The organism is Stappia sp. TSB10GB4 (genome assembly GCF_900185745.1).
In the GTDB taxonomy this organism is placed as follows: Bacteria; Pseudomonadota; Alphaproteobacteria; order Rhizobiales; family Stappiaceae; genus Stappia.
The window spans coordinates 63,783-78,991 of sequence record NZ_FYAV01000054.1; the positions used below are offsets into that span (position 1 = coordinate 63,783).

Annotated in this window: 18 protein-coding genes; 11 read left to right on the plus strand and 7 right to left on the minus strand. The window is 67.8% G+C overall.

What is annotated here, in order from left to right:
• Positions 1-38: 38 nt before the first annotated feature.
• The 7 genes from TSB10GB4_RS13915 to TSB10GB4_RS13945 all read left to right on the plus strand — a co-directional run bounded on the left by TSB10GB4_RS13915 (position 39) and on the right by TSB10GB4_RS13945 (position 6,377).
• Complete coding sequence (locus TSB10GB4_RS13915; protein WP_186386352.1) at positions 39-974, plus strand: branched-chain amino acid ABC transporter permease LivH; 936 nt, start codon at positions 39-41, stop codon at positions 972-974.
• A 4-nt stretch (positions 975-978) separates the two neighbouring features.
• Entirely contained in the window at positions 979-2,304 is a 1,326-nt protein-coding gene (gene livM / locus TSB10GB4_RS13920; RefSeq protein ID WP_186386353.1) for a high-affinity branched-chain amino acid ABC transporter permease LivM, read from the plus strand.
• A complete protein-coding gene (locus TSB10GB4_RS13925; protein ID WP_186396242.1) occupies positions 2,301-3,146 on the plus strand; it encodes an ABC transporter ATP-binding protein in 846 nt (281 codons plus the stop codon). The genes livM and TSB10GB4_RS13925 overlap by 4 nt, the downstream gene beginning before the upstream one ends.
• Positions 3,143-3,874 carry an ABC transporter ATP-binding protein gene (locus TSB10GB4_RS13930; RefSeq protein ID WP_186396243.1) on the plus strand — a complete coding sequence of 244 codons (732 nt, stop codon included), beginning with the start codon at positions 3,143-3,145 and terminating at the stop codon, positions 3,872-3,874. Before TSB10GB4_RS13925 ends, TSB10GB4_RS13930 begins: the two co-directional genes overlap by 4 nt.
• 105 nt (positions 3,875-3,979) lie before the next feature.
• Positions 3,980-4,342 carry a DUF6867 family protein gene (locus TSB10GB4_RS13935; RefSeq protein ID WP_186396244.1) on the plus strand — a complete coding sequence of 121 codons (363 nt, stop codon included), beginning with the start codon at positions 3,980-3,982 and terminating at the stop codon, positions 4,340-4,342.
• Positions 4,343-4,556: 214 nt separating this feature from the next.
• Positions 4,557-5,660 carry a branched-chain amino acid ABC transporter substrate-binding protein gene (locus TSB10GB4_RS13940; protein WP_186396245.1) on the plus strand — a complete coding sequence of 368 codons (1,104 nt, stop codon included), beginning with the start codon at positions 4,557-4,559 and terminating at the stop codon, positions 5,658-5,660.
• A gap of 234 nt (positions 5,661-5,894) precedes the next feature.
• Entirely contained in the window at positions 5,895-6,377 is a 483-nt protein-coding gene (locus tag TSB10GB4_RS13945; RefSeq protein WP_244570920.1) for a L,D-transpeptidase, read from the plus strand.
• Positions 6,378-6,399: 22 nt separating this feature from the next.
• Here the strand turns inward: TSB10GB4_RS13945 and TSB10GB4_RS13950 are convergent, their stop codons facing one another.
• Positions 6,400-6,588: a hypothetical protein gene (locus TSB10GB4_RS13950; RefSeq protein WP_186396247.1), complete on the minus strand. Its 189-nt coding sequence runs from the start codon at positions 6,586-6,588 to the stop codon at positions 6,400-6,402.
• 274 nt (positions 6,589-6,862) lie between these two features.
• Here TSB10GB4_RS13950 and TSB10GB4_RS13955 point away from each other — a divergent pair, with 274 nt between their 5' ends.
• Positions 6,863-7,237: a CidA/LrgA family protein gene (locus TSB10GB4_RS13955; RefSeq protein WP_186386360.1), complete on the plus strand. Its 375-nt coding sequence runs from the start codon at positions 6,863-6,865 to the stop codon at positions 7,235-7,237.
• Positions 7,234-7,956 (plus strand): LrgB family protein, encoded by a 723-nt coding sequence (locus TSB10GB4_RS13960; protein ID WP_067216807.1) that lies wholly within the window; start codon positions 7,234-7,236, stop codon positions 7,954-7,956. The genes TSB10GB4_RS13955 and TSB10GB4_RS13960 overlap by 4 nt, the downstream gene beginning before the upstream one ends.
• Positions 7,957-7,990: 34 nt before the next feature.
• Here the strand turns inward: TSB10GB4_RS13960 and TSB10GB4_RS13965 are convergent, their stop codons facing one another.
• Together TSB10GB4_RS13965 and TSB10GB4_RS13970 are read right to left on the minus strand one after the other, a co-directional pair.
• Positions 7,991-9,268, minus strand: coding sequence for a VWA domain-containing protein (locus TSB10GB4_RS13965; protein ID WP_186396248.1), 1,278 nt, complete (start codon positions 9,266-9,268; stop codon positions 7,991-7,993).
• 4 nt (positions 9,269-9,272) lie between these two features.
• Positions 9,273-10,208: a MoxR family ATPase gene (locus TSB10GB4_RS13970; RefSeq protein WP_186396249.1), complete on the minus strand. Its 936-nt coding sequence runs from the start codon at positions 10,206-10,208 to the stop codon at positions 9,273-9,275.
• A gap of 196 nt (positions 10,209-10,404) precedes the next feature.
• On the opposite strand from TSB10GB4_RS13970, the gene TSB10GB4_RS13975 reads away from it, so the two are divergent.
• The gene (locus TSB10GB4_RS13975; protein WP_186386364.1) at positions 10,405-10,674 is read left to right on the plus strand and encodes an usg protein; all 270 of its coding nucleotides are present in this window, start codon (positions 10,405-10,407) and stop codon (positions 10,672-10,674) included.
• A 28-nt stretch (positions 10,675-10,702) separates the two neighbouring features.
• Here the strand turns inward: TSB10GB4_RS13975 and TSB10GB4_RS13980 are convergent, their stop codons facing one another.
• The gene (locus TSB10GB4_RS13980) at positions 10,703-11,575 is read right to left on the minus strand and encodes a methyltransferase (protein WP_208984797.1); all 873 of its coding nucleotides are present in this window, start codon (positions 11,573-11,575) and stop codon (positions 10,703-10,705) included.
• Positions 11,572-11,838: a DUF2007 domain-containing protein gene (locus TSB10GB4_RS13985; protein ID WP_186386365.1), complete on the minus strand. Its 267-nt coding sequence runs from the start codon at positions 11,836-11,838 to the stop codon at positions 11,572-11,574. Before TSB10GB4_RS13985 ends, TSB10GB4_RS13980 begins: the two co-directional genes overlap by 4 nt.
• Positions 11,839-12,034: 196 nt before the next feature.
• On the opposite strand from TSB10GB4_RS13985, the gene TSB10GB4_RS13990 reads away from it, so the two are divergent.
• Complete coding sequence (locus TSB10GB4_RS13990) at positions 12,035-13,051, plus strand: polyprenyl synthetase family protein (RefSeq protein ID WP_186396250.1); 1,017 nt, start codon at positions 12,035-12,037, stop codon at positions 13,049-13,051.
• A gap of 130 nt (positions 13,052-13,181) precedes the next feature.
• Here the strand turns inward: TSB10GB4_RS13990 and purU are convergent, their stop codons facing one another.
• Positions 13,182-14,066 (minus strand): formyltetrahydrofolate deformylase, encoded by an 885-nt coding sequence (gene purU, locus TSB10GB4_RS13995; protein ID WP_186396251.1) that lies wholly within the window; start codon positions 14,064-14,066, stop codon positions 13,182-13,184.
• 153 nt (positions 14,067-14,219) lie between these two features.
• Positions 14,220-15,206, minus strand: a complete 987-nt coding sequence (locus TSB10GB4_RS14000; RefSeq protein WP_186396252.1) for a 4-(cytidine 5'-diphospho)-2-C-methyl-D-erythritol kinase — start codon at positions 15,204-15,206, stop codon at positions 14,220-14,222.
• Positions 15,207-15,209 lie beyond the last annotated feature (3 nt).

Here is a 15,209-nt window from a genome sequence, read left to right on the forward strand (position 1 = left end):
GGCGAAGCCGCCAGTCCTTCAGGGGGACCACAGGGCCTATGGACTACTTTATCCAGCAATTGATCAATGGCGTAACGCTCGGGTCGATCTACGGCCTGATCGCCATTGGCTACACGATGGTCTACGGGATCATCGGCATGATCAACTTCGCCCATGGAGATATCTTCATGGTCGGATCCTTCATCGCGCTCATCGTCATCATCGCGCTCGGCATCACCGCGGCTACGCCCTTGCTGCTGCTGATCCTGGCGCTCGGCCTGGTGCTGGTCATCGCCATGGCGCTGACCGCCGTCTGGGGCTGGACGGTGGAGCGGATCGCCTACCGGCCGCTGCGCGGCTCCTTCCGCCTGGCGCCGCTGATCACCGCCATCGGCGCCTCGATCGCGCTGCAGAACTTCGTGCAGATCTCGCAGGGCGCGCGCACCAAGCCGCTGCAGCCGCTGCTGGGCGGCAACATCAAGCTGTGGGAGACGGTCGGCCCCGGCGGCAATTTCGTCGTCCAGATCAGCTATATGCAGATCCTGATCATCGTCGCGACGGTGCTGCTGATGGCCGGCTTCACCTTCCTGATCACCAGGACGCCGCTCGGCCGCGCCCAGCGGGCCTGCGAACAGGACCGCAAGATGGCGGCGCTGCTCGGCGTCAATGTCGACCGGACGATCTCGCTGACCTTCGTCATGGGTGCGTCGCTGGCCGCCGTCGCCGGCCTGATGTTCCTGCTCTATTATGGCGTCATCGACTTCTATATCGGCTTCCTGGCCGGCGTTAAGGCCTTCACCGCGGCCGTGCTCGGCGGCATCGGCTCTCTGCCCGGCGCCATGCTCGGCGGTCTGCTGATCGGCCTCATCGAGACCTTCTGGTCCGGCTACTTCTCCCTTGAATACAAGGATGTCGCCGCGTTCTCGATCCTCGCCATCGTGTTGATCTTCATGCCCGAGGGGCTCCTGGGCAAACCCGAAGTCGAGAAGGTCTGAGACCATGGCCGCACAGAAACAGGATTTGCTCGCCGGCTCCGTGAAGGACGCCGCCCTGGGCGCGCTGGTCGCTTTCGGCCTGTTCGCCATGCTCATCGGCATGAAGACCGAGGTCGGGATCGGCGGACTGTCGATCCAGTACCGCTGGAGCGCCGTCGCCATTGCCGTCGGCATCGTCTTCTTCGGCCGTCTGGCGCTCAATCTCTTCGTCTGGAAGAGTGAGAGGCCGGTCACCGGCTTCCTGAGCGGGCTGGTGCCCAGCCAGGCGTCCGCCTCCCGCTTCTCCCACCTGATCACGCCGCTGCTGTTCCTGCTCGCCGTGACCCTGCCGTTCCTGCTGATGTATTTCCTCGGCACGCGCGGCTCGCGGCAGTATCTGGACCTGGCGATCCTCGTCACCACCTATGTGATGCTCGGCTGGGGCCTCAACATCGTGGTCGGCCTCGCCGGCCTGCTCGACCTCGGCTATGTCGCCTTCTACGCGGTCGGCGCCTATTCCTACGCGCTGCTGGCCCAGTATTTCGGCTTTTCGTTCTGGATCTGCCTGCCGCTCGCGGGCATCCTCGCCGCCTTCTGGGGCATCATCCTCGGCTTCCCGGTGCTGCGTTTGCGGGGCGACTATCTCGCCATCGTGACGCTGGCCTTCGGCGAGATCATCCGCGTGGTGCTGCTCAACTGGTACGAGTTCACCGGCGGGCCGAACGGGCTCTCCGGTATTCCCCGTCCCAGCTTCTTCGGCCTGGAGTTCGAGCGCGGCGAGGGCGGCTTTGCCCACTTCTTCGGGCTGGAGTTCAACTCCATCCACCGCATCGTCTTCCTCTACTACCTGATCCTGGTGATGGCGCTGGTGACCAATTTCGTCACCATGCGGCTGCGCAAGCTGCCGGTCGGGCGGGCCTGGGAGGCCTTGCGCGAGGACGAGATCGCCTGCCGTTCGCTCGGCATCAACACCACCAACACCAAGCTGACCGCCTTTGCGATCGGCGCCATGTTCGGCGGCTTCGCGGGCTCCTTCTTCGCCACCCGTCAGGGCTTCGTGTCGCCGGAGAGCTTCACCTTCATCGAATCGGCGGTGATCCTGGCGATCGTCGTGCTCGGCGGCCTCGGCTCGCAGATCGGCGTCGTCATCGCCGCGGTGGTGATGATCGGCGGCTTCGAGTTCTTCCGTCAGTTCGAGGAGTACCGGATGCTGGTGTTCGGCCTGTTGATGGTCGTCATCATGGTGTGGAAGCCGCGCGGCCTGATCTCGACCCGCGCTCCCTCCATCGCGCTTGACCGCAAGAAGGCCAAGGGCATTTCCGCCGATCTGGTTCAGGAGGGCCACGGATGACCCGCTGGAACAACGATCCCGTCCTTCGCATCGAACACGTGACCATGCGCTTCGGCGGCCTGACCGCGGTGCACGACCTCTCGTTCAATGTCGGGCGCGGCGACATCACCGCCCTGATCGGACCCAACGGCGCCGGCAAGACCACGGTCTTCAACTGCGCCACCGGCTTCTACAAGCCGACCGAGGGGCGCATCACCATGAAGCGCCACACCGGTGAGCACTACCTGCTGGAGCGGATGCCCGACTTCAAGATCTCGGCCGAGGCCGGGGTCGCGCGCACCTTCCAGAACATCCGCCTGTTCGGCGGCATGACCTTGCTGGAAAACCTGATGGTGGCGCAGCACAACCCGCTGATGGTGGCCTCCGGCTACACCGTCGGCGGCCTGCTCGGCATCGGCGGTTTCCGCAAGGCGGAGGCCGGCGCGGTGGAGCGGGCCAAGTATTGGCTCGAGCGCACCAATCTGATCGACCGGGCCGACGCGCCGGCGGCGGACCTGCCCTATGGCGACCAGCGGCGGCTGGAGATCGCCCGCGCCATGTGCACCATGCCGGAGCTGCTGTGCCTCGACGAGCCGGCGGCGGGCCTCAATCCGCGCGAGAGCGCGGAGCTGAACACGCTGCTCCACTACATCCGCGACGAGCACAAGACCTCAGTGCTGCTGATCGAGCACGACATGTCGGTGGTCATGGAAATCTCCGACCATGTGGTGGTGCTCGACTATGGCGAGAAGATCTCCGACGGCACGCCGGACGAGGTGAAGAACGACCCGAAGGTCATTGCCGCCTATCTCGGCGTTGCCGATGACGAGGTCGAACAGGTGGAAGAAGAGGTGGGCCTGTGAGCGAGAACCAACCCCTCCTCCAGATTCGCGGTGTCGAGACCTACTACGGCAAGATCGTTGCCCTGCGCGGCGTCGACATGGATGTCAACGAGGGCGAGATCGTCACCCTGATCGGCGCCAACGGCGCCGGCAAGTCGACCCTGATGATGACGATCTGCGGCACGCCGCAGGCGCGCAACGGCACGATCCACTACAACGGCATCGACATCACCCGCATGCCGACGCACGAGATCATGCGGATGGACATCGCCCAGTCGCCGGAAGGTCGCCGCATCTTCCCGCGCATGTCGGTGATGGAGAACCTGCAGATGGGCGCGGCGGTGGTCGACCCGAAGCACTTTTCCGGTGATCTGGAAAAGGTCTTCGCCCTGTTCCCCCGTCTCAAGGAGCGGCGGGAGCAGCGCGGCGGCACGCTGTCGGGCGGCGAGCAGCAGATGCTGGCGATCGCCCGCGCCCTGATGGGCCGGCCGCGGCTGCTGCTGCTCGACGAGCCGTCCCTCGGCCTGGCGCCGCTGATCGTCAAGCAGATCTTCGACGCCATCGCCGAGCTCAACCGCAAGGAGGGCCTCACCGTCTTCCTGGTCGAGCAGAACGCCTATCACGCCCTCAAGCTGGCGCATCGCGGCTATGTGATGGTCAACGGCGTCATCACCATGTCGGGCACCGGCAAGGAGCTGCTGTCGAGGGAAGAGGTCAAGGCGGCCTATCTCGAAGGCGGCCGGCACTGATCCGGCGGCCGCCGGCGCCTCGGCCCGGCGGCCCGAACCCGTGTTCTCATTCTCGCCGGCACCTGCGCCCCATGGGGCCGGGCCGGCGGCCAACGGGAGGTCCTGATGGGATTCCTCTATGACACGACCCTGGCGGGGTTCATCATCCTGACGCTGACGCTCGGCGGCGCCGCCGCCTGGTCCACGGGCCGGGCCTGCGCGCTCACCTGGCGTCCGCTCTTCGTCCTGGTCTGGTTCATCTTCCTGCTGTCGCTGGCGGTGCGCTTCCTCAGCTTCGCGCTTTATGGCGGCACGCTGCTGTCGGTGCAGCACTGGCTGATCGCCTTCGTCTATCTGGTGGCGCTGGCGCTCGCCGGCTGGCGGGTGACGCGCACCAATCAGATGACCAGCCAGTATCGCTGGCTCTACGAGAAGACCAGCCCGTTCGGCTGGCGGCTGCGTCCGGGTAAGGACGACAGCATCGCCTGACACAGCATCGTCTGACGAGGCACGTTTCGCGGGAGGGTGCGCCTTTCCGCCGCGGAATCCGAAACGCTCGACTTTGCAAAAAAAGGCGATAGTGTTTCGGTACATGGCCGCTCCGGAAGGGGCGGCAGCGGGCGCAAAGCCCGCAAGACCAGAGTGGTTCAGCACCGGTCCGGGGTGGACCGGGAATGCATCTGGAGCAAGGGGAGACTACCTTATGAAGAAGCTTCTTTTGGCGAGCGTTGCCACCGTCGCGGGCCTCGGCCTGTCGAGCGCGGCAATGGCCGACATCGTCATCGCGACCGCCGGTCCGATGACCGGTCAGTACGCCTCGTTCGGCGCGCAGATGAAGGCCGGTGCCGAGCAGGCGATCGAGGACATCAACGCGGCGGGCGGCATCAACGGCGAGAAGCTGGTGCTGCAGGTCGGTGACGATGCCTGCGATCCGAAGCAGGCCGTGGCGGTTGCCAACCAGTTCGTCGGTTCGGGCGTCGTCTTCGTCGCCGGCCACTTCTGCTCGGGTTCGTCGATCCCGGCCAGCCAGGTCTATGCCGAGGAGGGTATCGTCCAGATCTCTCCGGCCTCGACCAACCCGAAGTTCACCGACGAGCGTCCGGGCCCGGGCGTGTTCCGCACCTGCGGCCGTGACGACCAGCAGGGCCAGGTGGCCGGTGCCTTCCTCGCCGAGAAGTTCGGCGACAAGAACATCGCCATCATCCACGACAAGACCGCCTACGGCAAAGGCCTTGCCGACGAGACCAAGAAGTACATGAACGAGGCCGGCAAGCAGGAAGCCCTCTACGAGGCCTATACGGCCGGCGAGAAGGACTACACCGCGCTCGTCTCCAAGCTGAAGTCCGAGAACATCGACGTGCTCTATGTCGGCGGCTACCACACGGAAGCCGGCCTCATCAAGCGCCAGATGGCCGAGCAGGGCATGAGCACCATCCTCGTCTCGGGTGACGCGCTGGTCACCGACGAGTACTGGTCGATCACCGGCGACGTCGGTGCCGGCACGCTGATGACCTTCTCGCCGGATCCGCGCAAGAGCGAGATCGCGCAGCCGGTCGTCGCCGCGCTCGAGGCCGCCGGCCGCACCGCCGAGGGCTACTCGCTCTACACCTATGCCGCGATCCAGGCCTGGGCCGAGGCCGCCAAGGCCGCCGGTTCCACCGACTTCGACGCGGTGGTCGGCAAGCTGAACGAGATGGAGTTCGCCACCGTTCTCGGCAACCTCTCCTTCAACGACGTGGGCGACGTGACCCTGCCGGGCTACGTCTTCTACGAGTGGAAGGACGGCAACTACGACTACATGCAGTAAGCCTTTCGGCTGACTGCTGATTTTCGCCCCGCCCGGTTCGTCCGGGCGGGGTTTTTCGTGTTTCGGACCTCAAGATCGGCCGGCGCGTAAACCTTAACCGGTAACCATGCGAATCGATTCGCGGCGGCGATTCCCGCAAACCCTTTAACCGCCAGCGCCAATGCGTAAATATTCGGTAAACCAATACCGGAGTGGGCGATGGGCAAGGTGGTCTGGGGGATGGTCGCCATCTACATGGCGATCGGGGTGGCGCTGTGGAGCCATTCGGCATGGGCCGCGCCGGAGCTCGTCGCCTTTGCCGACGCCCGTGTCGCGCCGGGCACCATCGTCATCCGCAACAGCGAGAAGCGGCTCTATCTGGTGCAGCCGGGCGGCACCGCCCTGCGCTATTCGGTGGCCGTGGGCAAGCGCGGCAAGGCCTGGGCGGGGCGCACCTATATCACCGGCATGCATGTGCGTCCGGCCTGGGCGCCGCCCGCCGACGTCAAGCGCGACCTGCCGCATCTGCCTAGGGTGATCGCGGGCGGAGCGCCGAACAATCCGATGGGCGTTGCGGCGATGACGCTCGCCGGGGGCGAATACGCCATCCACGGCACCAACCGGCCGGACTCGATCGGCCGTCCGGTGTCCTATGGCTGCATCCGCATGCACAATCGCGACATCGCCGACCTGTTCCGCCGGGTCGGCGTCAACACGCCGGTGATTGCCGTCAACTGATCGCGGTCAACTGACGCTTCCGTCAGCCGAGCCGCGCCGGGGGCGCCGTCTCCATCGGCCGGGCCAGCGTCGCGTCCTTGCGCGTCATGTCGACGAGGCCGGCGCCGAGCACCATCAAGGTCGCGGCGCCGAGCACGAAGACGATCAGCGCCGGCAGCAGCAGCCGCGCGCGCCGGGGGCGGGCGGGGTCATGGGGCTCGGTCAGTCGCATCTCGTCCGTCCAGCGATCTGTCTGCGCTTTCTCCGCTTTCTCTGACAAAGACATGGCGACGGTCTTGGTGAGATCAAGTCCTTCTCCCGGCTCTGCCTTCTCTCGACTGTTCACATTTACGTAATTTTCCCGAGAACCTTCCGATTCCCCTGCGACAGAAGCGCGCCGCGCGCGCGGGCCTTGCCGGCGGGACGGCGGGCCTGCACTGTGGGGGCACTGTGGGGGCACTGTGGGGGGGCACTGTGTGCGGATCGAAGATTGGGGGATCGGGCGAATGATCGGGGCCCTGACGCTGATATTGTGCTGCCAGCTTGCCGGCGAACTTGCGGTCACGGCGAGCGGGCTGCCGGTGCCGGGGCCGGTGCTCGGCATGATCCTTCTGTTCCTGCTGCTCGCCGTCCGCGGCGGGGTGGGGGAGGATCTCGGCCGGGTCGGCGATGCGCTGCTCAAGAACCTGGCGCTGCTCTTCGTGCCGGCCGGCGTCGGCGTCGTCGTGCATCTCGGCCTGATCGGGCGCGAGGGGCTGGCGATCACCGCCGCGCTCGTCGTCTCCACCTTGCTGACGGTGCTGGTCACCGGCCTTGTCATGAGCCGGCTGGCGCGGCGGGAGGCGGACGGCCCCTCCGGTCCCGAGGCAGGCGCGCCATGAGCGAGCCGCTGTCGCAGATCTGGGTCTATCTCTCGGCGAGCCCGCTTGCCGCGCTGACGCTCACCCTTGCCGCCTATCAGCTCGGCTTTTTCCTCTACCGCCGGGCCGGCTTTCACCCCCTGGTCAATCCGGTGCTGGTCGCGGTGCTGCTGATCGGCGCCGTGCTGCTTGTCAGCGGCACCGCCTATCCGGTCTATTTCGACGGCGCCAAGTTCGTGCACTTTTTGCTGGGGCCGGCGACGGTGGCGCTCGCCATTCCGCTCTATCGCCAGTTCGCGCGGGTGCGCCGCTCGGCGCTGGCCATCGGCGTCAGCCTGCTGGCCGGCTCGCTCACCGCCGCGCTCTCGGCGCTGGCGGTCGCCTCGCTGCTCGGCGCCTCGCGCCAGACGCTGGCCTCGCTGGCGCCGAAATCCGCCACCGCGCCGGTCGCCATGGGCATTGCCGAGCCGCTCGGCGGGCTGCCCTCGCTCACCGCCGTCCTGGTCATCCTCACCGGCATCCTGGGCGCGGCGCTCGGGCCGCTGGTGCTGGATCTGGCGCGCATTCGCGACTGGCGGGCGCGCGGCTTTGCCATCGGCACGGCCGCCCATGGCATCGGCACCTCGCGCGCGTTGCTGGTCAACGAGACCGCCGGCGCCTTTTCCGGCCTTGCCATGGGGCTCAATGCCATCGCGACGGCGCTGCTGGTGCCGCTGGTCTGGCGCCTGATCTTCGGGTAGCGGGTCTTCGGGTAACGGGTCTTCGGGTAGCGGGTCAGGGCGCCGCCAGCCGCGCCGCGTCCTGCGCCGCATGCGCGTCTGCCCGGCGCAGCCAGGCGCGCGGATCGGTCATCTGGCCGCCGCGCGCGCGCCCGCCACTGAGCGCGGTGCACAGGTCCGCCACCGCCTCCAGCGAATGCACGGCGCGGAACTCGTCGACATGCGGCAGCATCGCCCGCACGCCTCTCGCCCGCGCCTCGAAGCCGTCGAAGCGCAGCAACGGGTTCAGCCAGATCAGCCGCCGGCAGGAGCGGTGCAGCCGGTCGATCTCGCGCTCCAGGTCCTCGTCGCTGTCGCGTTCCAGCCCGTCGGTGACGAGCAGCACGATCGGCCCGCCGGACAGCACCCGGCGCGACCAGTGCCGGTTGAAGGCGGCGAGCGCGGTGGCGATGCGGGTGCCGCCCGACCAGTCCTCCACCCCTTGGGTGCAGGCGGCGAGCGCCTCGTCCGGGTCCTTCATCCGCAATTGCCGCGTGACATTGGTCAGCCTGGTGCCGAACAGGAAGGTGTGGACGTTGCGCCGCTCCTCGGTCAGCGCATGCATGAAATGCAGCAGGATGCGGGTGTACTGGCTCATCGAGCCGGAAATGTCGCAAAGCGCGACGATCGGCGGGCGCTTCAGGTCGTGGCGCCGGTGGCGCAGCTCGATCATGTCGCCGCCGGTGCGCAGCGAGGCGCGCAAGGTGCGGCGCGGGTCGATGCGCCCGCGCGGGGCGCTGACCAGCCGGCGCAGCCGCACCTTCTCCATCGGCAGCACCATGCGCCGCAGGGCGTCCTTGGCGGCGCGGATCTCGGCCGCGTTCATCTGGGCGAAGTCCTTGCGCTGCAGCAGTTCGCGGCCCGACACGGTGAAGCGGGCGTCGACCACCACTTCCTCGCGCTCGTGCTGCGGCTGGCGCTCGCGCGTTGCCTGAAACGCCTGGGCGACGCGGGTCTGGCCGGCCTTGGGCTTGTCGGGCGCGGCGCGTGCCGGCGCCACCGGCGAGAGGATCGACAGCAGCTTCTCGATCAGCCCGCGCGAGCGCCAGTAGATGCGGAAGGCCTCGTCGAAGACGGCGCGCTGCTCGCGCTTGCGCACGAAGACCGCATGCAGCGTCCAATAGAGATCCTCGCGGCTGCGCAGGCCGGCGACCTCCACCGCGCGCACCGCATCGACGACGCTGGCCGGGCCGACCGGCAGGCCGGCGCGGCGCAGGGTCCGGGCGAATTGCACGATATTGTCGGCGATGCGTCCGCCGGCCTGCTCTTGCAGCGTCGCCAGGTCGTCGGTCATCGGCTCAGTCCTGCCCGCTTGCCCTGCGGTCATAGGCGCGCTGAATGTCCTCGATCATCTTGCGGGCGCGCGAGCCGCGCACGCGCTCGATGTCGTCCTGGTATTTCAGCAGCACGCCCAGCGTGTCGGAGACCATGTCCGGGTCCAGCGCGATCTGGTCCAGCTCGGTCAGCGCGGTCGCCCAGTCCAGCGTCTCGGCGACGCCCGGCTGCTTGAACAGGTCCTCGTCGGTGCGCAGCGCCTGCACGAAGGCGACGAGTTCGCTCGCCAGCCGCTCGCCGGCGCCCGGCACCTTGCGGCGGACGATCTCCAGCTCGCGCTCCGCGTCCGGATAGTCGACCCAGTGATAGAGGCAGCGCCGCTTCAGCGCGTCGTGGATCTCGCGGGTGCGGTTGGTGGTGATGATGACGATGGGCGGCTCCTCGGCGCGGATCGTGCCCAGTTCCGGGATCGTCACCTGGTTGTCCGACAGTACTTCCAGCAGGAAGGCCTCGAAGGCCTCGTCGGCCCGGTCGAGCTCGTCGATCAGGAACACCGGCGGGCCGGCGAGCGAGGGCTCCAGCGCCTTCAGCACCGGCCGCTTGATCAGGAAGCGTTCGGCAAAGACCGATCTGGACAATTCATCGTGATCGGTGTCGCCGGCGGCTTCCGACACGCGGATCTCGACCATCTGCGCGGCGTAGTTCCATTCATAGACGGCGGTGGAGACGTCCAGCCCCTCGTAGCATTGCAGGCGGATCAGCTCGCGCCCCAGCGCCTGCGACAGCACCTTGGCGATCTCGGTCTTGCCGACGCCGGCCTCGCCCTCCAGGAACAGCGGCCGTTTCAGCTTCAGCGCCAGCAGCAGAACGGTCGCCAGCGAGCGGTCGGCGACATAGCCCTGGCCGTCGAGCAGGGCGCGCGTCGCGTCGATTGTGTCCGGGAGGGGCTGCGCGGTCATCTGGGCTCCTGGTCCTTGCGTGCCCGCGCATCGTCCGCGCCGGGCTGTTTCCCGCACCATAGTGCGGGTAGGCCGGGCTTGTCAGGTGTCCTTAGGGACAAGGCGGAGGGTTGGCGGCGGAACGCTTGGGTTAACCCCCCATTAACCGTGACGCGCGGACACTTGACGCAGGGAGAGGCTACGAAAGGTTCCGGTCATGATCTCATCGGATTTTTCCCGCCAGCTCGAGGGCTACGGCCTGCTCACGGCCCAGATCCTCTACCACATGCCCGACCATCCGCGGCTGCTGCAGACCTTCCTCTGGCAGACGCTGGACAAGGCGCCGACCTTCCCCGAGCTCAGCCGCTTTCTGCGGTTCTGGGAGCGTGACATCGAGGGCAGGCTGCATTCGGTGCGCATTTCCCATCGCGACCTGATCGGGCCGAGCGACTGGCGGATTCTCGACGCGGAGTTCCCGATCCACTGACGGATCGGCACCCCGCCTGCGCCGCGTCTCAGCGGGGCGGGGGCGGCGGCAGGCCGGCGCCGTCGCGCATGATCGCGCGCGCCTCGGGGGTGAAGTCGGAGCCGGCGCCCTGGTGCAGCACGAAGCCCGGCAAGAGGCGCAGCGGCGCCCGGCTCGCCCGCACGGCGCGCACCAGGATGCGGGTTGCCGCGGCCTCGGGGCGCGGGCGCAGCGGAATGACGTCGATGGCGCCGAAGCGGCCGGGCAGGAGCTGCAGGATCTCGCCCAGCCCGTCGGCGCGGAAGATCATGGTCAGCGTGCCGCCCTCGCGCACGATGTCGGTTGCGACCCGCACCCAGGGCTCCAGCCCGCGCGTGTCCAGCACATGCGCGCCAGCGCGCGGGGCGGCGGGCGAGGCGCGAAAGCGCCCGTCCGTGTAATAGGGCGGGTTGACGATGATGTGGTCGGCAAGGCCCGGCGTCAGGCCGGCGGCGTGGCGCTCGCGTCCGCGCGCGGCAATGTCCGCCTCCAGGATGGTCACCCTCGGCGCGAAACCGGCATTGTCGGGAAGGGCCAGCGCGCGCTGCGCCAGATCGAGCGCCGCCCGGTCGCGGTCGACCAGCACCACCTCCACCTCCGGCAGGCGCGCGGCGAGGCAAAAGCCGGCGGTGCCGACGCCCGAGCCGAGATCGACGATGCGCCCGCGCGTGCCGGCGGGCACGGCGGCGGCCAGATAGACCGCGTCGAGCCCGGCGCGGTGGGCGCCGCGCGCCGGCTGCAGCACCTGCACCAGCCCGCCGAGAAAGGCGTCCCGGGTGATCTCCGCGCTCTCCTGCAAGGCCTGCTCGACAGGTCCCGGCGTAATGGACCCCGGCTCGGGCGGGGCTTCGACCTCGGCCGCGTCCTGACTGTCGCCGCTCACGGGGCCTCACTCCCGCCGGCCCTTGCGTGGCGGGCCAGCGTGTCGGCGTCCAGTTCGTGGGCGAGGTCGGCCTCGCGCATGAGGCGAACGGCCGCATCGAGGTCGTCCTCGGTGACCATCACCCGGCGGGCGATGATGCCGATCGAGCCTTCCAGGATGCTCATGTTGCCGTCGAGCACGAGATGGCCGATGCCGGCCTCGTCCAGAAGCGCCTCGACATAGGAAATCAGGACCATATCGTTGGTCTTGAGCAGAGGAACCATGTCGTCCTTGGTCGTTGGGGCGGTCAGGGGCCGCAGCTTACAGGACCGGACCGCGCGAAGCGACCCTTGCCGGCGCCCGCCTGTGCGGCATCCGGCCGGTTTGGTCAACGGTGCTTCTTGCGAAAGACGGCTTGCCGTGGGCATGGGGCGGACCTATTGTCCCGCCCGTCTCTTACCTTATACGAGGTTGTTCAACGTGGGCGTGGTGGTTCCCTTGCGCGAAACCCGGTCAGAACCGGCCAGCATCCAGACCCTGGTCGACCTCACCGCCGGCGGCATGGAGGCCGTCAACCAGCTCATCCTGTCCAAGGCGGGGTCGAATGTCGAGCTGATCCCGGAGATCGCCCGCCACCTGATCTCGTCGGGCGGCAAGCGGCTGCGGCCGATGCTGACCCTCGCCATGGCCGACATGTTCGGCTATGCGGGCGAGGGGCATGTCGGGCTCGCCGCCAGCGTCGAGTTCATGCACACCGCGACGCTGCTGCACGACGATGTCGTCGACGAGAGCGACATGCGGCGCGGCAAGCTGGCGGCGCGCAAACTGTGGGGCAATCAGGCAAGCGTCCTGGTCGGCGACTATCTGCTCGGCCAGGCCTTCAAGATGATGGTCGATGTCGGCTCGCTGGAGGCGCTGCGGATCCTGGCCAGCGCCTCGGCCGTCATCGCCGAGGGCGAGGTGATGCAGCTCGGCGCGGCGCAGGACCTGGAGACCACCGAAGAGCGCTACATGCAGGTCATCGAGGCGAAGACGGCGGCCCTGTTTGCCGCTGCCGCCGAGGTCGGCCCGGTGATCGCCGGGGCCTCCGAGACCGACCGCGCCCACGCCCGCGCCTATGGCATGGCGCTCGGCCTTGCCTTCCAGCTCGTCGACGACGCGCTCGACTATGGCGGCTCGGCCGCCGATCTCGGCAAGGACACCGGCGACGATTTGCGCGAAGGCAAGATCACCCTGCCGGTTATCCTCGCCATCCGCCGGGGCAAGCCGGAGGACCGCGAATTCTGGTCGCGTTGCCTCGAAGAGCGCGACGTGCGCGAGGGCGATCTCGACCGGGCCATCGCGATCATGCGCGAGACCGGGGCGCTCTCCGAGACGGTCGAGCGGGCCCGTGCTTTCGGGGCTGAGGCGCTGGAGGCGCTGCGGGGATTACCGGCGAGCGGGCAGCGCGAGGCGCTGGCCGAGGCGGTCGATTTCTGCATCGCCCGCGTCAACTGAGGTTTTTGAGACGCGATTCTCGAAATTGAGCGATTTCGAGACGGTTTTTTGCAAAATCCGTCTCAATTTTCGCGCAACCTGCGAACACCCCGGCCGGGGCGTTCGGGCCGCCTGTCCGTGGTCTTGTCCCCTAGCCCATGCGCTCCGAGGCATAGCTGCCGGGGCTGGCCGGGAAGACCACTGTCTTGTTTCCATTGAGGAAAACACGCCGGTGGATATGCGCGTGGATGGCGCGGGCGAGCACCTGGCTCTCCACGTCGCGGCCGAGCGAGACGTAATCCTCGGGCGACTGGGCATGGGTGACGCGCACCGTGTCCTGCTCGATGATCGGTCCCTCGTCGAGATCGCTGGTGACATAGTGGGAGGTCGCGCCGATCAGCTTGACGCCGCGCGCGAAGGCCTGCTTGTACGGGTTGGCGCCCTTGAAGCTGGGGAGGAAAGAATGGTGGATGTTGATCACCCGCCCGGCCATTTCCTCGCACATGCGCGTCGACAGCACCTGCATGTAGCGGGCGAGAACCACCAGTTCCGCGCCGGTTTCCTCGACGATCGCCATCTGGCGGGCCTCGGCCTCCGCCTTGTTATCCCGCGTCACCTTGATGTAGTGGAAGGGGATATCGTGGTTCACCACCAGCTTCTGGTAGTCCAGATGGTTGGAGATCACGCCGACGATATCGATCGGCAGCGCCCCGATCCGCCAGCGGTAAAGGATGTCGTTCAGGCAGTGCCCGAACCGAGAAACCATAATTAAAACCTTCATTTGCGCCGTTTCGTCATGGAACGCGAAGTCCATTCCGAAGGCCTCGGCACGGCTCGCGAAGCCGCTTGAAAGCGCCTCCAGCGTTGCGCCGGTCTCGCTGTTGAAGCTGACGCGCATGAAGAAATTCCCGGTCTCGCGGTCGTCGAACTGGGCGCTGTCGGTGATGTTGCAGCCGTTCTCCGCCAGATAGGTGGAGATGGCGGCGACGATGCCACGGGTCGAGCGGCAGGTGACGGTCAGGGCAAAGGCGCTCATCGGCGGTGATTCCCGGCTGCGAGGAAAACAGGTCCACGCGATAGCGGAGTGTCGCGGGTTGTCCAAGTGTTGTCGCGATCGCGCGCCGGGGACATTCCGAAAAACGGCGCGCGGGAGAAGATTTGCGACGGGGAGGGTATCTCGGCCCGGCCCTCAGGCAACCGCAGCGACGGGTGCGGTCTGCACCCACCAGCCGGGATGACATTGGGCGAGGCGTCGGGCCTCCCGCTCGGCCTCCTCTATCCCCGCAAACAGGGCAAAGCATGTCGCGCCGGATCCGGACATGCGGGCAAGCCGCGCGCCCCGCGCCGAGCCCAGCGCGGCCAGCACCTCGGCGATCTGCGGCGCCACGGTCAGCGCCGGCGCTTCGAGGTCGTTGCGGGTGCCCTCGAGCCAGGCAATCAGCGCGTCGAAGGAGGCGAGATCGCTCTCGCCAAGCGGGGAGAGCGGCGGGTTCTCGCGGCAGGCCAGACGGGCGAAAACCTCAGGCGTTGCAACGGGTAAGCCCGGATTTGCCAGCAGCACCGCATGGCCCGGAAAGCGGGGAAGAGATGCGACTTCGGTGCCGGTGCCGCTGACCAGCGCCGGCCGCGAGGCCAGGCACATCGGCACGTCGGCGCCGAGCCTTTCCGCAATTTTCGCCAGCCGCGCCATGTCGCTCGCGCCCGCCGGACGGCCGGTCATCGCCGCAAACGCGAGATGCAGCGCGGCGGCGGCGTCGGCCGATCCGCCGCCGATCCCGGAGGCGACCGGCAGGCGTTTGACGAGGGTAAAGGCGAGGGAGGGAGGGCCTCCGCCGAGGTTTTCGGCGAGCGCGCGCACGGCCCGCAGCACCAGGTTATCTCCGGTCGAGGCGTCCGGTGTCTGCGGGGACAGGGCGCTCGCGAAGGGGCCTTCGAGCGCCAGCGAGAGGCCGGTATCCCCGGTGACGACCGACAGCGTGTCGCCGAATTCGGCAAAGGCGACAAGGCTTTGCAGCATATGGTAGCCATCGGCGCGTCGGCCGGTGACGTGCAGGGCGTAGTTCAGCTTGGCGCGGGCAAGCCGTGCGGCGGCCGGCTCTGTGGGCGCCGGTCTGTCCGCCTGCGACCCGGCGCCGGACTGGCTGGGGGAACCGCCCGTCGATGCGGGGGGACACATGGC